10 protein-coding genes, 1 tRNA gene and 1 pseudogene are annotated in these 19944 nt (G+C 40.9%); 2 read left to right on the forward strand and 10 right to left on the reverse strand.

The genetic code is table 11. From position 1 onward, the window contains the following. Positions 1-42: 42 nt before the first annotated feature. Positions 43-113: transfer RNA gene (locus tag myaer_RS03685), tRNA-Cys, on the reverse strand. A gap of 134 nt (positions 114-247) precedes the next feature. Here myaer_RS03685 and myaer_RS03690 point away from each other — a divergent pair. Next, positions 248-583 (forward strand): hypothetical protein, encoded by a 336-nt coding sequence (locus myaer_RS03690; protein ID WP_046663594.1) that lies wholly within the window; start codon positions 248-250, stop codon positions 581-583. 192 nt (positions 584-775) lie between these two features. Here myaer_RS03690 and myaer_RS03695 read toward each other — a convergent pair whose 3' ends face one another. From myaer_RS03695 to myaer_RS03720, 7 genes and pseudogenes are all read right to left on the reverse strand, one after another. Next, positions 776-8536, reverse strand: coding sequence for a calcium-binding protein (locus tag myaer_RS03695; RefSeq protein ID WP_158524791.1), 7761 nt, complete (start codon positions 8534-8536; stop codon positions 776-778). Between the two features lie 496 nt (positions 8537-9032). Next, the gene (locus tag myaer_RS22270) at positions 9033-9161 is read right to left on the reverse strand and encodes a hypothetical protein (protein ID WP_268807310.1); all 129 of its coding nucleotides are present in this window, start codon (positions 9159-9161) and stop codon (positions 9033-9035) included. A gap of 115 nt (positions 9162-9276) precedes the next feature. Then, on the reverse strand, positions 9277-9429 hold the full coding sequence (locus tag myaer_RS21510) for a hypothetical protein (protein ID WP_201262008.1): 153 nt from the start codon (positions 9427-9429) through the stop codon (positions 9277-9279). 6 nt (positions 9430-9435) lie between these two features. Then, positions 9436-10662, reverse strand: coding sequence for an ISL3 family transposase (locus tag myaer_RS03705; RefSeq protein ID WP_046661002.1), 1227 nt, complete (start codon positions 10660-10662; stop codon positions 9436-9438). 166 nt (positions 10663-10828) lie between these two features. Beyond that, positions 10829-11056: pseudogene (locus myaer_RS03710) on the reverse strand (hypothetical protein); the annotation flags it as partial. 26 nt (positions 11057-11082) lie between these two features. Continuing rightward, positions 11083-12093: an Rpn family recombination-promoting nuclease/putative transposase gene (locus myaer_RS03715; RefSeq protein WP_046661003.1), complete on the reverse strand. Its 1011-nt coding sequence runs from the start codon at positions 12091-12093 to the stop codon at positions 11083-11085. Positions 12094-12143: 50 nt separating this feature from the next. Then, positions 12144-13172: a DUF4351 domain-containing protein gene (locus tag myaer_RS03720; RefSeq protein ID WP_046661004.1), complete on the reverse strand. Its 1029-nt coding sequence runs from the start codon at positions 13170-13172 to the stop codon at positions 12144-12146. Positions 13173-14069: 897 nt separating this feature from the next. Here myaer_RS03720 and myaer_RS03730 point away from each other — a divergent pair. After that, complete coding sequence (locus tag myaer_RS03730; RefSeq protein WP_046661005.1) at positions 14070-16715, forward strand: efflux RND transporter permease subunit; 2646 nt, start codon at positions 14070-14072, stop codon at positions 16713-16715. A gap of 361 nt (positions 16716-17076) precedes the next feature. Here myaer_RS03730 and myaer_RS03735 read toward each other — a convergent pair whose 3' ends face one another. Beyond that, positions 17077-18501 carry an FAD-binding domain-containing protein gene (locus tag myaer_RS03735; RefSeq protein ID WP_046661007.1) on the reverse strand — a complete coding sequence of 475 codons (1425 nt, stop codon included), beginning with the start codon at positions 18499-18501 and terminating at the stop codon, positions 17077-17079. A gap of 667 nt (positions 18502-19168) precedes the next feature. Further along, entirely contained in the window at positions 19169-19852 is a 684-nt protein-coding gene (gene psb32 / locus myaer_RS03740; RefSeq protein WP_046661008.1) for a photosystem II repair protein Psb32, read from the reverse strand. Positions 19853-19944 lie beyond the last annotated feature (92 nt).

Genomic DNA, 19944 nt, shown 5'->3' on the forward strand with positions numbered 1-19944 from the left:
CATTTAGACAAGGTAATAAAAGAAAGATGCCGACATTTACCAAGGCGCCACCCAGATTCGAACTGGGGGTAAAGGTTTTGCAGACCTCTGCCTTACCACTTGGCGATGGCGCCGATCGATAGATGTTTATCCTAACATAACAGTTGACAGTTTGCCAAGAGTGGAACCCAAGAGTCAAGCGATCGATCTATAATTTATGGAGCGGTTCTCTAATCTAGTGGGGGATTTTAGGCTTAAAAAAGCGATTATGATCATAAATACAAGATATTTACTAACTTTTATCGGTTTATTGGCTTTATGCTTGCCAGTACAGGCTAATAATACTGTTTACCTTAGCCAAAGTTCTAATACTGCCACGACTTTCGACAGTTATCGTCAAGAATGTTTACAAAGAGCGCGTGGGGAGGGGTTAGCTGCTGATGTGGCAAAAGACCTATGCGACTGCACGATTAAAAAATTCCAGGCTCGTTACAATCTACAGCAATTCCGCACCCTCGTGCAGAAGTCGAAAACCGATAAAGCTGCCGCTAGGACTTTAGCGAGTGTGGGAGAAGCTTGTTTTGATGAGATTTTGTATGAATAGCAGTTATCAGTTATCAGTTATCAGTATGTAAATTCTCAAAAAGTGCTGATTGGCTCAGAGTAAGGGTTTCAGACGAGCAATTTTAGCCTAATGCTTAAGAGTGCTGAGAAGAATAAAACCTTAAAATCCTTGCCATGTAACGCTTACAGCCCTTTTTAACCGCAAACACGCACCCTACAAGCTGTATTAAGATTAAACTAATACAAGTATATCAGAGGCGGTAAGAGTGGGTTTAGAACTAAGAGTTGCAATTTGAATGGCTGCTAGTGTACCTGTCCCGTCCCCATCAAAGAATAGTCCTCCAGTGATTGTATTATAAATTAAGCGATTGCTGGCATTTAATGCAGTTGTTCCTAATACAAATTGAGCGGCTGTAATGGAAACTCCTGCGGCTAAACCACCGCCAAAACCCGCAGCAGAGACAGCAATTTTATCCCCCTGACTGGAGAGAAAATCAGTAATTGTGTCAATCCCTTCATTGCGGTTGTTGAAGGTGAATTGATCGCCACCCGCACCCCCTGTTAGGGTATCATTACCAGTACCACCAATCAAGGTATCATTCCCATCACTACCATTAAGGATATTGTTACCACTATTACCGGTGATAACATTATTTAAGGTGTTACCGGTTCCGTTAATATTTGCGGTTCCCGTTAACGTGAGGTTTTCTAAGTTATTTCCCAGGGTATAAGTTACAGAAGATTGAACAGTATCTGTCCCTTGGTTAGCGTTTTCCGTAATCGTATCGGTAGTAGTATCAACTTGATAAGTATCATTCCCTAAACCACCGATGAGGGTATCAATTCCTGTTGCACCATTAAGGATATTGTTACCACTATTACCGGTGATAATGTTATTTAAGGTGTTACCAGTTCCGTTAATATTTGTAGTACCAGTGAGGGTGAGGTTTTCCACATTAGCAGGTAGGGTAGTTGTGACATTAGCGGTTAAGGTATCGCTGATGGTGACAATTCCCTTGTTATTGGTAAGAGTTGCATTGACGGGATTACTGAGGTTAATGGCAAAAGTTTCGTTTGCTTCATTAAGGTTATCATTGAGGATGGGGATGCTAATAGTAGCAGTAGAAGTATTAGCAGCAATGGTGAGAGTTCCAGTTTTGCTAGTGTAATCTACATTAGCGGTAGCGTTAACGGGTGCAGTAGTATAATTGACGCTAATTGGTTGTGGATTGGGGTTGTTGACAGTGACGGTAAGAATTGCATTACTATCTTGACCTTCCACAACGGTGATATTATTGATGGATAGTTGGGAAAAGTCGTCATTGGTAATTGTCCCCGTCACTGCGGTGGTCGTACCTACGGTATAACCTGTCCCAGAAGCAAGAGTTAAAATAACAGTCTCATCACTTTCAACTGTAGTATCAGCAGTGGGGTCAACTGTTACAGTAGCAGTGGATGAACCAGCGGCAAAGGTGACAGTATTGGTAGTCCCTGTACGAGTGTAGTCGGTATTTAAAGTAGCTGTTCCCCCGAGGGTGTAATTGACTGTTAAAGCATTTGTTGTGGAACCGCTACGAGTGAAGGTATAGACTAAGTTGGTTGTCCCGTCTTCATTAACACTACTGGGAGAAACTGCAAGAGTAATACTAGGAAGGGTGACATCATCATTCTTAATTGTCCCCGTCACTGCGGTGGTCGTACCTACGGTATAACCTGTCCCAGAAGCTAGGGTTAAGGTGACGGTTTCATCGGGTTCAACTGTGGTATCAGCAGTGGGGTCAACAGTTATAGTAGCAGTGGATGAATTAGCGGCAAAGGTGACTGTATTGTTAGTCCCTGTACGAGTGTAATCGGTATTGAGAGTAGCTGTTCCCCCAACTGTATAGTTAGCGGTTAAGGCGCTGGTAGTAGAACCGGTACGAGTGAAGGTATAGACTAAGTTGGTTGTCCCATCTTCAGTTACGCTACTGGGAGAAACTGCAAGAGTAATACTAGGAAGGGTGACATCATCATTCTTAATTGTCCCCGTCACTGCGGTGGTCGTACCTACGGTATAACCTGTCCCAGAAGCTAGGGTTAAGGTGACGGTTTCATCGGGTTCAACTGTGGTATCAGCAGTGGGGTCAACAGTTATAGTAGCAGTGGATGAATTAGCAGCAAAGGTGACTGTATTGTTAGTCCCTGTACGAGTGTAATCGGTATTAAGAGTAGCTGTTCCCCCAACTGTATAGTTAGCGGTTAAGGCGCTGGTAGTAGAACCGGTACGAGTGAAGGTATAGACTAAGTTGGTTGTCCCATCTTCAGTTACGCTACTGGGAGAGACAGCAAGAGTAATACTGGGAAGGGTGACATCATCATTCTTAATGGTTCCCGTCACTGGGGTGGTTGTACCTATTGTATAACCTGTCCCAGAAGCAAGAGTTAAAATAACAGTCTCATCACTTTCAACTGTAGTATCAGCAGTGGGGTCAACTGTTACAGTAGCAGTGGATGAACCAGCGGCAAAGGTGACAGTATTGGTAGTCCCTGTACGAGTGTAGTCGGTATTTAAAGTAGCTGTTCCCCCGAGGGTGTAATTGACTGTTAAAGCATTTGTTGTGGAACCGCTACGAGTGAAGGTATAGACTAAGTTGGTTGTCCCGTCTTCATTAACACTACTGGGAGAAACTGCAAGAGTAATACTAGGAAGGGTGACATCATCATTCTTAATTGTCCCCGTCACTGCGGTGGTCGTACCTACGGTATAACCTGTCCCAGAAGCTAGGGTTAAGGTGACGGTTTCATCGGGTTCAACTGTGGTATCAGCAGTGGGGTCAACAGTTATAGTAGCAGTGGATGAATTAGCGGCAAAGGTGACTGTATTGTTAGTCCCTGTACGAGTGTAATCGGTATTGAGAGTAGCTGTTCCCCCAACTGTATAGTTAGCGGTTAAGGCGCTGGTAGTAGAACCGGTACGAGTGAAGGTATAGACTAAGTTGGTTGTCCCATCTTCAGTTACGCTACTGGGAGAGACAGCAAGAGTAATACTGGGAAGAGTCGGACTAGAAACATAGCTAAAATAACTAGCAGTTAGACTTAATGCTGTTTGATTATTGATAACCGCAATGAGTTCATCTGGTTCGCTGCCGGGTTTGTTGATATATAGATTAGTATTAGAACCAGAAACCGTCAATAGATAGTCACTACTTGAACGGCGAATCTGAATAATATCATCAGTGGGGTTAAAATCGGCAATTATCGCGTAGTCGCTAGTACCTGCATTAGTTGTATTACCATCATCATAGAATATGCTTGTAGCATCGCCAAGGATGAAGGTATCACGTCCTTCGCCACCGGTTAGAGTATCGACTTCATTTTTCCCAGGTTCAGTAGAGCCTGTTTTAACACCAATAATAACATCACTTCCTCCTCCGGCTGCTATAGCATCGTTTCCGTCACCGCCACTAATTACATCATTGCCCAATCCACCTTCGATAGTATCGTTTCCACCGCCACCATTGATAGTGTCATTCCCATCTCTGGTAACAATATGGTCGCTTCCATTAGTTCCAGTGATCTGAAATTGTTCAATATCACTGAATCGGATTTGATCAAAATTTTCATTGCTGTAAGAGCAGGTATAACGTTCGTAATATCCCCCAAACTCATAAAATATGCCTCCTTGATAATTTGTAGATCCAGCAAATAGATTGCTAGAATAATCAATAATTAATAGGTCATTTCCATCGCCGCCATTGATGATATCAATTCCCAAACCGGCATTAATTGTGTCATTACCTTGGCCTGAGTTGATTTCTTGATTGTTGAAACGACTGCTGAATTCAATTTTATCATTTCCACTACCCAGGATGACACTTCCGAAGCGCTCAATATTCTTTATATTAGTGCCAAGAAGCGTAGCTGCGCCTCCCAGTTCGTTGAGAATAATTGCGCTATTGGAGGAGGCATAATTTAAGTCACTAATCGTGTCAAGACCAGTGCCACCGTCAATGATGTCATCTCCGCTCACATTTGCAACTGTATCGTCACCAGTGCCGGCATTAATAACATCACTTCCTCCTCCAGCTGCTATAGCATCGTTTCCGTCACCGCCATTAATTATATCATTGCCCAATCCACCTTCGATAGTATCGTTTCCACCGCCACCATTGATAGTGTCGTTCCCATCTCTGGTACCAATATAATCGCTTCCATTAGTTCCAGTGATCTGAAATTGTTCAATACTATAGAAAAGGACCTTATCATAGCTATAGTCTTTGTCATCGTAATAGCAAGTATATGATTGGGAAAACCCGTCGTAATAAGAAATGCCTGCCGGATGAACATTTGATCCAGCATATTGATTACTAGAATAATCAATGATTAATAGGTCATTTCCATCGCCGCCATTGATGATATCAATTCCTAAGCCTCCATTAATAGTGTCATTGCCTTGGCCGGAGTTGATTTCTTGATTGTTGAAACGACTGCTGAATTCAATTTTATCATTTCCACTACCCAGGATGACACTTCCGAAGCGCTCAATATTTTTTATATTAGTGCCAAGAAGCGTAGCTGCGCCTCCCAGTTCGTTGAGAATAATTGCGCTATTGGAGGAGTCATAATTTAAGTCACTAATCGTGTCAAGACCAGTGCCACCGTCAATGATGTCATCTCCGCTCACATTTGCAACTGTATCGTCACCAGTGCCGGCATTAATAACATCACTTCCTCCTCCAGCTGCTATAGCATCGTTTCCGTCACCGCCATTAATTATATCATTGCCCAATCCACCTTCGATAGTATCGTTTCCACCGCCACCATTGATAGTGTCGTTCCCATCTCTGGTACCAATATAATCGCTTCCATTAGTTCCAGTGATCTGAAATTGTTCAATACTATAGAAAAGGACCTTATCATAGCTATAGTCTTTGTCATCGTAATAGCAAGTATATGATTGGGAAAACCCGTCGTAATAAGAAATGCCTGCCGGATGAACATTTGATCCAGCATATTGATTACTAGAATAATCAATGATTAATAGGTCATTTCCATCGCCGCCATTGATGATATCAATTCCTAAGCCTCCATTAATAGTGTCATTGCCTTGGCCGGAGTTGATTTCTTGATTGTTGAAACGACTGCTGAATTCAATTTTATCATTTCCACTACCCAGGATGACACTTCCGAAGCGCTCAATATTTTTTATATTAGTGCCAAGAAGCGTAGCTGCGCCTCCCAGTTCGTTGAGAATAATTGCGCTATTGGAGGAGTCATAATTTAAGTCACTAATCGTGTCAAGACCAGTGCCACCGTCAATGATGTCATCTCCGCTCACATTTGCAACTGTATCGTCACCAGTGCCGGCATTAATAACATCACTTCCTCCTCCAGCTGCTATAGCATCGTTTCCGTCACCGCCATTAATTATATCATTGCCCAATCCACCTTCGATAGTATCGTTTCCACCGCCACCATTGATAGTGTCGTTCCCATCTCTGGTACCAATATAATCGCTTCCATTAGTTCCAGTGATCTGAAATTGTTCAATACTATAGAAAAGGACCTTATCATAGCTATAGTCTTTGTCATCGTAATAGCAAGTATATGATTGGGAAAACCCGTCGTAATAAGAAATGCCTGCCGGATGAACATTTGATCCAGCATATTGATTACTAGAATAATCAATGATTAATAGGTCATTTCCATCGCCGCCATTGATGATATCAATTCCTAAGCCTCCATTAATAGTGTCATTGCCTTGGCCGGAGTTGATTTCTTGATTGTTGAAACGACTGCTGAATTCAATTTTATCATTTCCACTACCCAGGATGACACTTCCGAAGCGCTCAATATTTTTTATATTAGTGCCAAGAAGCGTAGCTGCGCCTCCCAGTTCGTTGAGAATAATTGCGCTATTGGAGGAGTCATAATTTAAGTCACTAATCGTGTCAAGACCAGTGCCACCGTCAATGATGTCATCTCCGCTCACATTTGCAACTGTATCGTCACCAGTGCCGGCATTAATAACATCACTTCCTCCTCCAGCTGCTATAGCATCGTTTCCGTCACCGCCATTAATTATATCATTGCCCAATCCACCTTCGATAGTATCGTTTCCACCGCCACCATTGATAGTGTCGTTCCCATCTCTGGTACCAATATAATCGCTTCCATTAGTTCCAGTGATCTGAAATTGTTCAATACTATAGAAAAGGACCTTATCATAGCTATAGTCTTTGTCATCGTAATAGCAAGTATATGATTGGGAAAACCCGTCGTAATAAGAAATGCCTGCCGGATGAACATTTGATCCAGCATATTGATTACTAGAATAATCAATGATTAATAGGTCATTTCCATCGCCGCCATTGATGATATCAATTCCTCGATCACTGTAAATCAGATCATTGCCTACTCCAGCATTAATGTCATCACTTCCATCGGAGCCAACAATAAACTCACTTCCATCATCCCCAGGCAAAGCATCAAGTGTTAGCTCTTTTGCTCTTGTTTGTACCCTGCGCCAATCATCGAGTAAATATTTTCGTGCATCCGCATTATCAACATTTAAAATAGCCTGACCGTAGAGTATGGGATCAACTTTATGAACACTATACTCCTTTGCAACACCCAGATCAGTAAACAAACCTTTGAGATCAGAATTATAAGAAGGAAGAGCAATTAAACGCTTCATATAAGGATCGCCCGCTTGAATATTCAGCGTTTTTAACTGTCTGATAATGCCATTATCTAAAGCCGCTTGAATACTTGAAAAAGAATTTCTACCACTACCACCAACATTAAAAACAAATTCTTTTTCATAATGACCATATTCGGTGGCAGTAATACTTAAAGGAGTACCTCCAATCATGCCAGCAATCAACTGAAGCGTATCTGATGCAGATTGAGCCATCTGTTGAGCCACTTCTGTTTTTCCACCGTCTGCTGAAAAGCTAAATTGACTAACAAACTTACCCGCTGCAACATTGTAATATACAGAATAATAAGCACGAGGATCTTTGTCAAAAATAAGATCCCACGCCCATCCACCAATAACTGAACCCAAAAAGTTCCCAATTCCGGGAGCAATAAAACCACCGATTACTCCACCAATCGAAGCACCAAAATTATTTAAGTCAGCCCCCGTCCATACCTTATCGACATAATTAAAAAGTTGAGTACTTGCGAAAGATTGCAATGCGCCAAACCCTGTATTAACAACCTCTCCAATAATTGATGCTTTTGTAAGGCTGAGGTTGATATAAGGATCTACTCCTAAATAATTAACAGCAAACGATTTGCCAAAAGCAGCCTCAGTTAACCCAGAAAAAATATGATTAGTTAGTGAAGCAGTAACTTGATCAATCGCAATTTGAGCAAGGGGATCTTCTATATCAAATTTCTCTGAAAAAGCTTGACTAATTGCAGAACTACCAAAACCCAACAATGTATTAGTAAAGTTCCCATAAAGTCTTGTATATAAAGCTCGTGCTGGTATTGAGCTTCCCACACTTGCCAGTTGATAAGCTAAATTATCTCCTAACCACCCGCCAAGGGTTTTTGTTGCAGTTGCGGCAATTAATTGACTCCCGAAGTCTTCATTTCCATAGTGCATTGCTAACTTAGTAGCGAGAGTTGAACTAACATTTCCTAGCCTAGTAACAGTTTGCCTTAGTTCCATTTCTCTAGTTGGCAACTGGCGCGTACCCATAACATTGAAGATTTCTTCTTCTGATGGAATATATCCACTAACTAAGGTTTCTGCAAACATAACCAACGCAGAAGCGGCTTTGTCTGCTATTCCCCAAAGAGAAGTGTTTAGATTGGTAACGCCTGCATCTTGAAGATAGTCTGTTAAATCATGTTCTATTGTTCCTAATAGCAGTGCGGGATTGTTTTCTGCATAAGTAATGAGGAGACTTGAAGTACCAGTAAAACCCAAACCATTAAGCTTTGTAGAAACTTGGCCTTTGGGATTGCCAGTAAGCATATAAAATGCGTCCACCGCCATCAGATGACCAGGTTTTGTGGCATAATCTGAGTATTTCGTGGGAACGGTAGAATCATCAGCCGAAAATTTATCTAATGTACTTCTGGAAATTTGAATAAGTTGCTGGTTTGTTACTTTTGGATTAGCTAAAAATTGATCAACGACTAACTTCGTAGCAGAATATCCATTAATAATATTGCCGCGATCGCTTGAAAATCGAGAAGTAATTGCATTGATAGCATTACTTATATCAGATGAGTTTCCTCTGAAACTCCACTGCGCTGGATTTAAATCAATATTTGGGTTGCTCATAGCTCTCAGTAATATGTTTTTCAATTGTAGAAAATGATCTAAAATCAAATTATTGGCAAAGCTTTTAGCTTTAACCATAATTTAGTAATGTAGAGTGGACATAGCCCACAAATTGCTTTGCTATTATTTATTCAGCCGAGTCAGCCGGTTTTTAAACAACTGCCTAACTAGCTGGTGTGGGTTAGGGTTGAAGACTGTCAAATCATCAATTAGCGGTTAAACCTTGATTTCTCACACCAGCCACCTGATTAGCTTGAACCAAGCCATCAGATTGAGCTAAATCGAACAAAACATCGTAAACAGCAGGAAAAATCGGCAACAGGGTAGAAGTCATGACATTAACTGCAAAGGTTTACTGCTAACAGTTTTAGGCCAACAATCCCCAATTTTTCAAGACCCCTGTAACAAAAATTAATATTTATACAGAAAACGGGTTTCTCAAAGAAGTTCTAGGATTGGATTTTTGCCAAAGACTGATTAAATTCTGCGAGAGAATGAGCGGTAGCTGCTAATTTAACAATCTCTTGTAATGTAGATAGTACGGAAACTTTATTCAGGTATTGTTCCACATCTAAAGGAACTGGTTCTTCCGAACTTACCATGTAAAATCAACTAGCAAAATGCCAATTTAATAAACATCTAAGACTAAAGTTTTTAAAGTTTCTAAATCCATAGCCTCTCCTTTTAATCACCTTCAGTTTATTATTAATTCCTTCAACTGTTCCCTGGGTTGTTCGGTTATCAAAATAGGCAGTTATTTCGTCAATCCACCGCCGAATTGTCTGGCAGCTTTTAGGAAAGTAAGCCATCGCCTTTTTGAGCCAATCACTCAAGGCAAATAATCCCTCATTCCCCTCCGTATTTTTCTCAAATACTTCTCTAAATTCCTCTTTTAATTTGTGCATTTCCCCAAGTTTTGGAGACACTTTATATATTTCTTCCAATTTTTTCCTTTCTTTCTCTACTAAGTCTCCTTCATTCTTTAATAAGGCATATTTGCTCTTGGCTATTCCTGCTAAGATATTTTCTTTATTTTTCTTGTTTTTTATCTTAGCTGCCTCTCTTTTTACCTCCTTTCTTGCTTCATCTAGCTCGTTATTTACTTGTTTCATTACATGGAATCTATCCCCTACTATTTGAGCTTGAGGCATTAGTTTTTCTGCCACATTTTTATACCCTATCCACAGGTCTATACTTACTTCCTCTATTTGGCTCAAAACCTCTTCTCCCCAGTGTTTCAGGTATTCTGTTAATGCTTCTTCTGTTCTTTTTTCCCCTAAGCCTATAATTTTTCCTGTGTCTATATTTACTAACACAGCATAGTAATTTCCTTTTCCCTTTATCATGGCTATTTCATCTATTCCTAGTTTTTTTAGCCCTTGAGGTTTTGCGGTTATTAACTCTTCTCCTAAGTCTTTGAGCATCGTCTCTATTTCTTGTTCGCTTACTCCATTTCTTTCTGCCGTATTTTTGAGATCACTATTCAGGACTTCGGCCACTATTTTTTTTCTAAATCTGTCTGTGTAGGTTCTTTTCTTCGGCAAATAATTTAGTTCTTCTGTGAATTTTTTCCCACATTTCTCGCATCTCATCTGACGACGATTGATTCTCAGATATAATGCCTGTTCTCCAAAGGGTAAATCTCGGATTGTTAATTCATTGTTTTGATGAACTTTTTCCGTTTTACTTCCACAATGAATGCACTGGCTTTCTCTTGACATATTTTCTAAATGTAAAACAATTCCTATATCGGTAATAATTTGATAATTGGTAACGACAACTCCTTCTAGGTGAAGTAGCTCGGTCATTAACTTTAATTGTGGATTTGATGGCATAAGTATAGCTTGTGTCTAAAATTGCTGGTCTTGGCTGTCTATATTTTAAACAATAAATTGCTGTATTGCAAGCATAGTCAGCTTTTAAAGATAAATTATTGTTTTATTGGTCAGCAATAATTGTCTGTTTTTTCTTTAATTTTACATGACAAGTTCGGAAGAGCCAAGGAACTTCACCTAAGCGAGCTTGCAAAACTGTTTTGACAAAATCACGAGCATTCTCTAACGCTCCAATTTCCTTACCAATTTCCTTACCCTGTTCTATTCCTCGTAACTCCATATTACTCATTAAAGGCATGGTTCTTTCCTCCTCAAATTGTTTGATTTTACTCTCTAAACTTGACTGCAATTCAGGGGATAAAGTCATCATATTGTCGATAATTTCAAACAGTTTACTAAGTAAGGTAGGTATTACCCACACTACTTATTTATGATGATACTAAAAGACTTCCTACACTCCTCAAAAGAATTTACTATAAGTGCGGCTTTTAACATCTCTTCTAAAACCGAAATAACTGAAGCATCATTGAGACATTGTCCAATATCTCCAGGGATATCGCCTAGTCGGTTTTCCAAAACTTTTTTCACAAAATCACGAGCATTTTCTAACGCTCCAATTTCCTTACCAATTTCCTTACCGCGTTCTATTCCTCGTAACTCCCCAATTTCCTCACCAATTTTCCTTCCTCGTAACTCCATATTACTTATTAAAGGCATGGTTCTTTCCTCCTCAAATTGTTTGATTTTACTTTCTAAACTTGACTGTAATTCAGGGGATAAAGTCATCATATTGTCGATGATTTCAAACAGTTTAATTATCTGTTCCCTCTCGAACTCCTTTTCATATAATCCCCTGATTAACCTCCACTTCCACTGTTCCCGTTCTGGCAGCTTCCCAGTAGTCGCTTTTGTTTTCAGGTGTGCCATGACTATTATAGCAAAGGGATTGCTACTTGTTTCTAGTTCTGACCAGTTTTCCTCATAGTCCAGTAATTTAACCGTTGGGAATTTCAGACTCACTTCACAGCCAGCGATAGTATAATTATAGGAATCTGGTCGCCAATTTACTCGTTCATCTCCTAAAATTGCCAGACTGATAACTGGTTTCTGATACAAATCAAAGGCACGATAGTTATAAATATACATCCTCTGAGGGAAATTTTCTTCGTATTGACTTTGAATTTCAATATGAATCAAAATCCAGATTTCTTCACCCCTGAGTAACCAGACTTTATAAAGTTTGTCAGCGAAACGTTTTTTTGTCTTTGCTGAAGCGGTAATCCGTTTGAGTTCTTTTTCTAGAGATTCGGGAATTTTTGTCCAATCAATTAATTGGTGAACTTCGGGAAAGAAGAAATGTAAAAATGCTTCAAAATACTCGGTTAATGCTTCTTTCCAGGGTTCATCATAATTAGCGGTTGTTTGTTTCATTATGACAATTTTAGTGGGTTGTTGTCAGAAGGCGAACGCTAACGTCAAAACTAGGCAGTTAAAGTATTTAACCAATTGATTAAATCTTCAACCGTAGAGAAATCGAATAAAGCTTCTCCTAATACTTCGACATCATCAATACTTAACTGCATAATTTTAGTTTCCAATGAAGGATTAATCTCCCCTAACTTGCGTTTAATTTGACGAAGAATCAATGTCTTTTCGCGTTCGATACCTTGTTCGATACCGCGTTCAATACCTTGTTCAATACCTTGTTCAATACCTTGTTCAATACCTTGTTCGATACCGCGTTCGATACCTTGTTCAATACCTTGTTCGATACCTAGTTCAATACCTTGACGCATCCAACTGGTAGTAATTTGCATAACTCCCTCCTGTACGGGTTGACTAAATGTGCTAATCTCTTGTTGAAATTGTATCTCTTCGGCAGGATTTAGATTGATATATGTATCAATAAATCCGGAAATTAATTGCATTTTTGCAGGATTTAACTTTAAAGTAATTAACAAGCGCAGACATTCCGCTTTTACCTTGGCTCGCTCTTTCTCGGCAATGTTCATCTTAGCCATCAAAGCTGAAGCAACTGGATTCGGTTGATTAAGAAAATCTCGCCAATTTAATCGATTTAACTGCACTACCTGATAGTTAAATTCTAAGACTTTTAAATCAGGAAAATCGACTACATATTGACTAATCGCTGCTCTTTTTGGCTTTGAATAAGAAAAAATTACAATCGGATAAATCGGTAAGACAAATTTCTCATGAAAGCGAGCAAAATAAGTAAACATTCGCCGGTTAAACCACTTTCGGGAACTTTCCTGCGCCTCTACATGAATCAGAAAAAAAGATTCTTTTCCTCGAAACTTAACTTGTGCGACTAAATCGCTTTCATACCTTTCTCCTTCCGTGACATCAGTAAATACTTCTTTGTCTAAAAAAGTAATCGAGTCCCTATCTAAATAATCCATCAATTGAGGAAAAAATAACTCAATAAATTCGACAAAAAAGGTCGAAATTAACTCCTTAAATAAGCGGTCATGGTCAATATTATTAGTCATGTAATATCATCTTAACTAATCTGAGCGATGAATGACTACTCTTATGTATTGTATTCTGAAAAGTCGGTTTTGGCAACGGATTGTTATGACCTCACCCCCTTAACCGACAGCGATTGCCAAATTCGCACAAAATCCATCAGATTGAGCTAAATCGAACAAAACATCGTAAACAGCAGGAAAAATCGGCAACAGGGTAGAAGTCATGACATTAACTGCAAAGGTTTACTGCTAACAGTTTTAGGCCAACAATCCCCAATTTTTCAAGGTTGCTATCACAAAAATTAACATTTATTACAAGAAAACGGGTTTCTCGAAGAAACCCGTTTTCTAAATATTTTCTCGAAGAAACCCGTTTTCTAAATAAAGGCAATCACTCTCCCCAATTCATAATTCCAGGATACCTTCTCCTTTATCATACTTTGTGCTTTTTGTCAAAAAAACTTTTTTTTTGCAATAAAACTACACAAAAAAAAGATCATCGTTGTGGGTGAAAATGACTGATTTACCCGTCTTAATTAGGATCACCTTCTAGGTGTGGCAAGGGTTTCAACCATTGCTGCCCAAAAAAGCACAAAATAACCCATTATGAAATTCTATCAAATCGCTGTAACCATTATAACGTCGTTGTTAAATAAAAATCTTTCTCAATTAATTCTTAAGAATTTATAAATATTGCGGAATGTTAATTTAAATATTCTCAAGTTTTTGCAGTCAATAAATAATTTTTGCTTATCTTTGTCAGAAAATAGAACTTCTGCAAAAATCCAACATCTACCATGGGGTTAGGAGTCAGTTATCAGTTATCAGTTATCAGTTATCAGTTATCAGTTCACTGAGAAAACTCCCCACACCCCACACCCTACACCCCACACCCCATACCCCACTTATTCAACAAACATGAAAGAATCGTGGCGAGAACGTCTGAATATCTCTCGAATAGCGATTAATGCCCCGAGGTTAACCATTGCTTTCTGGTTAGCGGTGGCAGTGGCGGGAATTTTGGCTTTTAGTTCCTTAAAATACGCTCTTTTCCCCGATATCAGCTTTCCAGTCGTAATAATTAACGCTCAAGCGGATTTAGCTACTGCTATCACCACGGAACAGCAATTAACTAAACCCCTAGAAAATCCCCTTTTCTCTCTCCCCGGTTGTCGGGATGTGTCCTCGACTACTTCCCCCGGACAGTCAGTAATCAGCATTTTCTTTAAAATTGGCACAAATTTAGACAAAGCCACTGCAGCAGTTAAACAGACTATCTCGCAAGTCCCTTTACCCCCTCAAGCTACCACAGAAGTTATCCCCGTTGATTTAAATGAGTCGGCAACAGTCACATATGCGCTGGTGAGTGAGCAGAAAACTCTAGAAGAATTAAGCCAAATCGCCCAAGATAATTTAATTCCGCCCTTAAAAGCTCTTCCTGGTACGGCTAAAGTTAATTTACTCGGTCAAGGTACAGTTAGGGAAGATAATCCCCATAAAAGCTTAACCCGACCATTGCCCACGCTGGTGCGCTTTAACGGCCAAGAGGCGATCGCAGTGCAGGTAATCAAAAAAGGTGCCGCCAATAGTCTCGATCTCGTTGCTCAAGCAGAAAAACGGGTTAAAGACATAGCACAAAAACTGCCCGATGTCAAGATAATTTTAGCTGAAACCCAAGCGGAATATATTCGCGCTGCCCTACAAGGCACGATCGATGATTTACTTTTGGCAGTTTTGCTGTCAGTGCTGGTGATCTTGATATTTTTAGGCAGTTTCGCCGCTACAATCATTTCTGCTCTGGTTATCCCCCTATCTCTTTTGGGGACTTTCATTATCATGGCCATCTATGGGTTTAATCTGGAAACCCTGACGCTGCTGGCTCTCGCTTTGGTGATCGGCATTGTCGTGGATGATGCGATCGTGGATGTGGAGAATATTTCCCGTTTAATCGATGCGGGGGAAACCCCGAAAAATGCGGCACTTAAGGGGACAAGGGAGATCGGATTAGCTGTCACTGCTTCCACTTTAACCATTGTTGCCGTGTTTATACCCGTGGCTTTTATGGGGGGTGCGGTGGGGCAGTTTTTCCAACCCTTCGGTTTAACTGTCTCGGCTGCGGTGATTTTTTCCCTGTTGGTTGCCCGAACTTTATCGCCAGTTTTGGCAGTATATTGGCTGAAACCGCAGGCACGGGCAAAAATGACGAAACAAAAGCGACCAATTGAGAACGCCTATCGACGGCTCTTAAACTGGTCATTGCGTCATCGTTTGCTGGTCATTGCTATTGCCCTAATTACCTTTTTTGCGGGTATTGCCTTGATTCCTTTTATTTCTAGGGGATTTATTCCCCGACTCGATCGCGGCGAGTTTAATCTGGTTTATACTTCTCCTTTGCCGAAAATAACGCAAATTAGCCCTAATAAACCAAAAAATAAGAGTTCTACTGATAGTTTCGCTTGGATTTCCCAGTTAGCGAGTTCTCCCGAAAGTTTTCTCCTGCGTCGCACTGTCCGGGATGGCAGCAAATTAGAAGCGCCGATTTTACGCGATGGGGAAGTGGAATCGACTTTTATGATCGCCGGTTTACGCGGTGAGCCGAATCGTGGCAAAATTCACGTTAAACTGAAGGGCGATCGTAAATCTCACACCAGTGGGGTGCAGCAACGGATTCGGCAAATTTTACCGACAATTAGAGGGGTGAATGTCAGTGTCGAGGACATTCCTTTTGTGCAGACGGAAGCGGAAAAGCCGATCCAAATTGCGATTAAAAGCGATAATTTGCCACTATTGCGCGATAGTGCCGAGAAATTGCGGGTTGAGGCCGCTAAAATCGCTGGTTTAAAGGATATTTCCCTATCATCTAGATTAAATGAGCGGGGGGATTTTTTGGCGATCGAGCGTTTAAATGGTCAACAGGCGATTTTTCTTAGTGCTAATCTCAGTCCGGATTTAGGCTTAGAAGATGCGGCGATTAAAATTGAAGGGATTCCTTTACCGGAAGGGATAACTTTACAGCGTTGGGGTACTTCTTCTCAAAGTAGCGATGTTTTGGGCAGTTTTGGTCGCACTTTAATCCTAGCGACAATTTTAATGTTAGGAGTTTTATGGTTATTATTCAGAAGACTGCTAGAAACTATCGTCATCGCTTTATGTTTACCTTTAGCGATTGTGGGGGCAATGTTAGGGTTATTGGTAACGGGTAGTGAGTTTAGTATGATTTCTTTGATCGGGTTTATCTTCCTCTTGGGATTACTGGATAAAAACGCTGTGTTATTGCTGGATTATACTAACCAATTGCGTCAACAGGGTTGGAGTCGGGAGCAAGCGGTTTTAGAAACGGGAATGATTAGGTTAAGACCGATTTTAATGACCACTTGTTCGACAATTTTAGGCATGATTCCGCTCGCTTTGGGATTGGGTACTGGTGCGGAATTGCGGCAACCCATGGCGATGGTAATTGTGGGAGGTTTAGTGACTTCTTCCCTGTTGAGTTTAATTGTTGTGCCTGTGTTATATCTAAGTTTAGAGGATGTTTGGAACCGGATTAAAGCCAGTCAAAAGTAGCTAGTTTTACCGTCGCTTTAGTTAGGGTTGGGTGCATCCCACATTTGCAGAAATACCGAGAATCAGCAATTATCAGTGACTCTTAAATTAGTATAAAAATATGAACAATCGCGTGTAAGCATCCCACCGAAAAGCTAATGCGCGGGGGGTTTGGGGGCGGCGCCACGCCCCCAACGGGGGGTTTGGGGGGTAGAACCCCCCAAAAGCTTGGATTGAGTAATAAAACCGAAAGTAACCCCCAATTTTAGGAGAAAGTTTCCCCTGAAAAATCCCAAATTAGTAGATTTACAAAAATGAGATGCACCCTTATGGTTACCCTGTCACCCTGTCCTCACTAAAAACTTTTTGCCACAAACCCTAGTTATTGTTTTGGCTTCTGATTACTATAGAGTCGTTTGAATTCTTTTTGTTGTTGATTATGATCGACAATTGGCTCAGGATAACCACAACGATGTCTTTCTAAACGGGGGATTTTTCCGGTTACTAAATATTCCGTATCTACGGAAGCTAATTCCGGCAACCACTGACGAATATATTCCCCTTCCGGATCGAATTTTTGTGTCTGACTAGCGGGATTAAAAATTCTTAAAGGTTTCGGATCCATGCCACTAGAGGCACTCCACTGCCAACCACCATTATTAGCGGCTAAATCGCCATCAAAAAGTTTCTGCATGAAGTATTTTTCGCCTTTTTGCCAGTTAATAATTAAATCTTTGGTTAAAAAACTCGCCACGATCATGCGACAACGATTGTGCATCCATCCCGTTTCATTTAATTGTCGCATAGCCGCGTCAACGATCGGATAGCCGGTTTGTCCCTGGCACCAAGCTTGAAAATGTTCTTCGTTATCCTGCCAAGGAAAATGACGAAATTCTTTTCTATAAGCACCGACCGCCAATTCTGGGAAAAAATAGAGACAATGCTGGTAAAATTCCCGCCAAGCTAACTCTTGCTGCCAAGTGATAATACTATTTTTTGCTTCCTCGGCCCGGCAATTTTCTAATAATTCTAGGGTTGCCGTCCAAATTGTGCGGATGCCAATCGCCCCAAATTTTAAAGCGGCACTCAAGCGCGAGGTCCCATCGAAAGCGGGGAAGTTACGATCTTCTTGATAATTGTTAATAACCCCTTGACAAAATTCTTCTAATCTGCTATGGGCGGCTTTTTCTCCGGGGGTGAGGGGTAAGGGATTTTGCCAAGTAAAACCTAAATTTTCTAGGGTTGGTAAGTTAATAGTTTCTGTGAGTTTGTCCCCTTCATTTTCGTCTAATCCTTGCAGGTTTTCTAGGGTTTTGGGGCTGGCTTTGGCTAATTGGCTCCAATTTTTCCAAAAAGGAGTATATACGGTGTAGGGACTTTTTGAGAGGGTGAGGACTTGTCCTGGAGCGTGGAGAAGTTGATCCCAGAAGGTTTCTACCTCAATTCCTTTTGTTTGTAAAGCGGCGATTACCTGTTGATCCCGTTGACGAGCGTAGGGTTCGATATCGAGGTTAAAAAAAACTGCTTTTGCCGATAAATTGCTGGCTAAGTTGACGAGTGTTTGACTGGGGTTGCCGCGAATAATCAGTAATTGACTACCTTTTTGGCGATAATTTTTTTCTAATTCCTCTAGACAACCGAGGAGATAGGCAACCCTAGCCGGGGCGATATCATCCCCTTCTAAAATAGCAGGATCGAGGCAGAAAACCCCGATAATTTTCGGACTGCGCTCCCTAGCTTTGCTCAGTCCAATATTATCCGAGAGACGTAAATCGCGACGATGCCAGAAAAGGATTAGATTTGACATAAAGTGAGGTGATGAGTGGTCACTGAGCTTGTCGAAGTGTGGTCACTGAGCTTGTCGAAGTGAAGATTATCAGGGGCGAGATTATTGGGGTAAAACGGGGATACAGTTAGGCTGCATCTCACCTTTGCAGGAATACCGACAATCAGCAATTATCAATGACTCTTAGATGATTACAAATGTATCAGCAGCTGTCTGTAAGCATCCCACGGAAAAGCTAATGCGCTCCGGGGTTTGGGGCCCCGCCACTTCCCCAACGGGGGGTTTATAGTCATTTCAATTAAGATTGAGAATATTAATCCCAGAGTTCCTAAGGATTTTGTCGGTCTAGACTGTATCAGACTTATCTGAAATGACTATAGTTTCCCTTTAAAAATCCCAACTCAGTAGATTTACAAAAATGAGATGCACCCCGTTAAAACTATTTGGCTGAGACTGCGAAAGTAACATGATATCAGCCAGACTTGGAAACTATCTGATCCAATTAGTTCCCCCATAGAACCCCCTTGAGCCATTTTGCACACTTTTCTCTTTTTGTCAAATTTTATGTTAAGAAAGATGTGACTAATGGATAGCTTAATCAAGGGGGTATTCTGACAATTTTCAGGCTGAGGATTGAACTATCTCTGAGAATATTTTAGCTGTATCAGTCCCAGATCATTGATTTAGTTTAGCGACCGAAACCAGCGTACCAAAAATAGGTGACCATGGGGATTACTGTAGCTAAAACCAGTAAAACTATCACCCAAATTGTGGCACTTTTATCGTCAGTTTCCTCTGCGGTAGTAAAGGTACTTTCGATATTAATTGTCGCTACTTCCGGCGGTCCGGGATCTGCTTCTCCAGAAAGTACCGCCGTTAGACGACGACTAGCATCGAGTAAAGCTTGATTATATTTTCCCCCATCTTTGAGGGGAACTGCCATAGTTTCCGAGAGGATACTATCGGCAATAGCTTCGGTTAATAGGGGTTTTGCTTCCTCCCCAACCCGCATAGCAGTTTTATTGGTTAAAGTATCAAGGACGATGATAGTTTGATTAGTCCGATCTTCAGGATTAGGATACCATTCTCTCAGGATATCATCGGCTAAATTGTCAATTTTTTGACCGTAATCCAAGCGCCGGACTACCACCATTCTCACTTCTTGGCCGGTTTTTTCGGCGAGATTTTTCAGGTCTTTATTTAATTTTCCCTCGTTAGCGGCACTAATGGCCGAAACGGGATCGACCACATAAGTGGGCGCTCCGGGGCTTAAAATAGGGAGGTCATAGACTCCCATAGCAGCAGCCGGTGACAGGGAAACAGCCAAGGCTACACAGCAGGAGAGAAGGAGAGAAGCTAATAATTTGAGCATATCGATTCGGTAAAATTCCTATAGAACATAATAGGGGAAAAGTTTCCTGTTTTTTGAGTCGAGAGAACGGAGACAGCAGATGGGAGGCTTTT

Source organism: Microcystis aeruginosa NIES-2549, from assembly GCF_000981785.2.
Classification (GTDB): domain Bacteria; phylum Cyanobacteriota; class Cyanobacteriia; order Cyanobacteriales; family Microcystaceae; genus Microcystis; species Microcystis aeruginosa_C.

What these genes read in the sequence shown, in the direction of transcription:
- myaer_RS03705 (WP_046661002.1), bottom strand. Translation starts at nt 10,662, where the DNA reads ATGCCATCAAATCCACAATTAAAGTTAATGACCGAGCTACTTCACCTA.
- myaer_RS03735 (WP_046661007.1), bottom strand. Translation starts at nt 18,501, where the DNA reads ATGTCAAATCTAATCCTTTTCTGGCATCGTCGCGATTTACGTCTCTCG.
- myaer_RS03720 (WP_046661004.1), bottom strand. Translation starts at nt 13,172, where the DNA reads ATGACTAATAATATTGACCATGACCGCTTATTTAAGGAGTTAATTTCG.
- myaer_RS03730 (WP_046661005.1), top strand. Translation starts at nt 14,070, where the DNA reads ATGAAAGAATCGTGGCGAGAACGTCTGAATATCTCTCGAATAGCGATT.
- myaer_RS21510 (WP_201262008.1), bottom strand. Translation starts at nt 9,429, where the DNA reads ATGGTAAGTTCGGAAGAACCAGTTCCTTTAGATGTGGAACAATACCTG.
- myaer_RS03715 (WP_046661003.1), bottom strand. Translation starts at nt 12,093, where the DNA reads ATGAAACAAACAACCGCTAATTATGATGAACCCTGGAAAGAAGCATTA.
- psb32 (WP_046661008.1), bottom strand. Translation starts at nt 19,852, where the DNA reads ATGCTCAAATTATTAGCTTCTCTCCTTCTCTCCTGCTGTGTAGCCTTG.
- myaer_RS03695 (WP_158524791.1), bottom strand. Translation starts at nt 8,536, where the DNA reads ATGGCGGTGGACGCATTTTATATGCTTACTGGCAATCCCAAAGGCCAA.
- myaer_RS03690 (WP_046663594.1), top strand. Translation starts at nt 248, where the DNA reads ATGATCATAAATACAAGATATTTACTAACTTTTATCGGTTTATTGGCT.
- myaer_RS22270 (WP_268807310.1), bottom strand. Translation starts at nt 9,161, where the DNA reads ATGACTTCTACCCTGTTGCCGATTTTTCCTGCTGTTTACGATGTTTTG.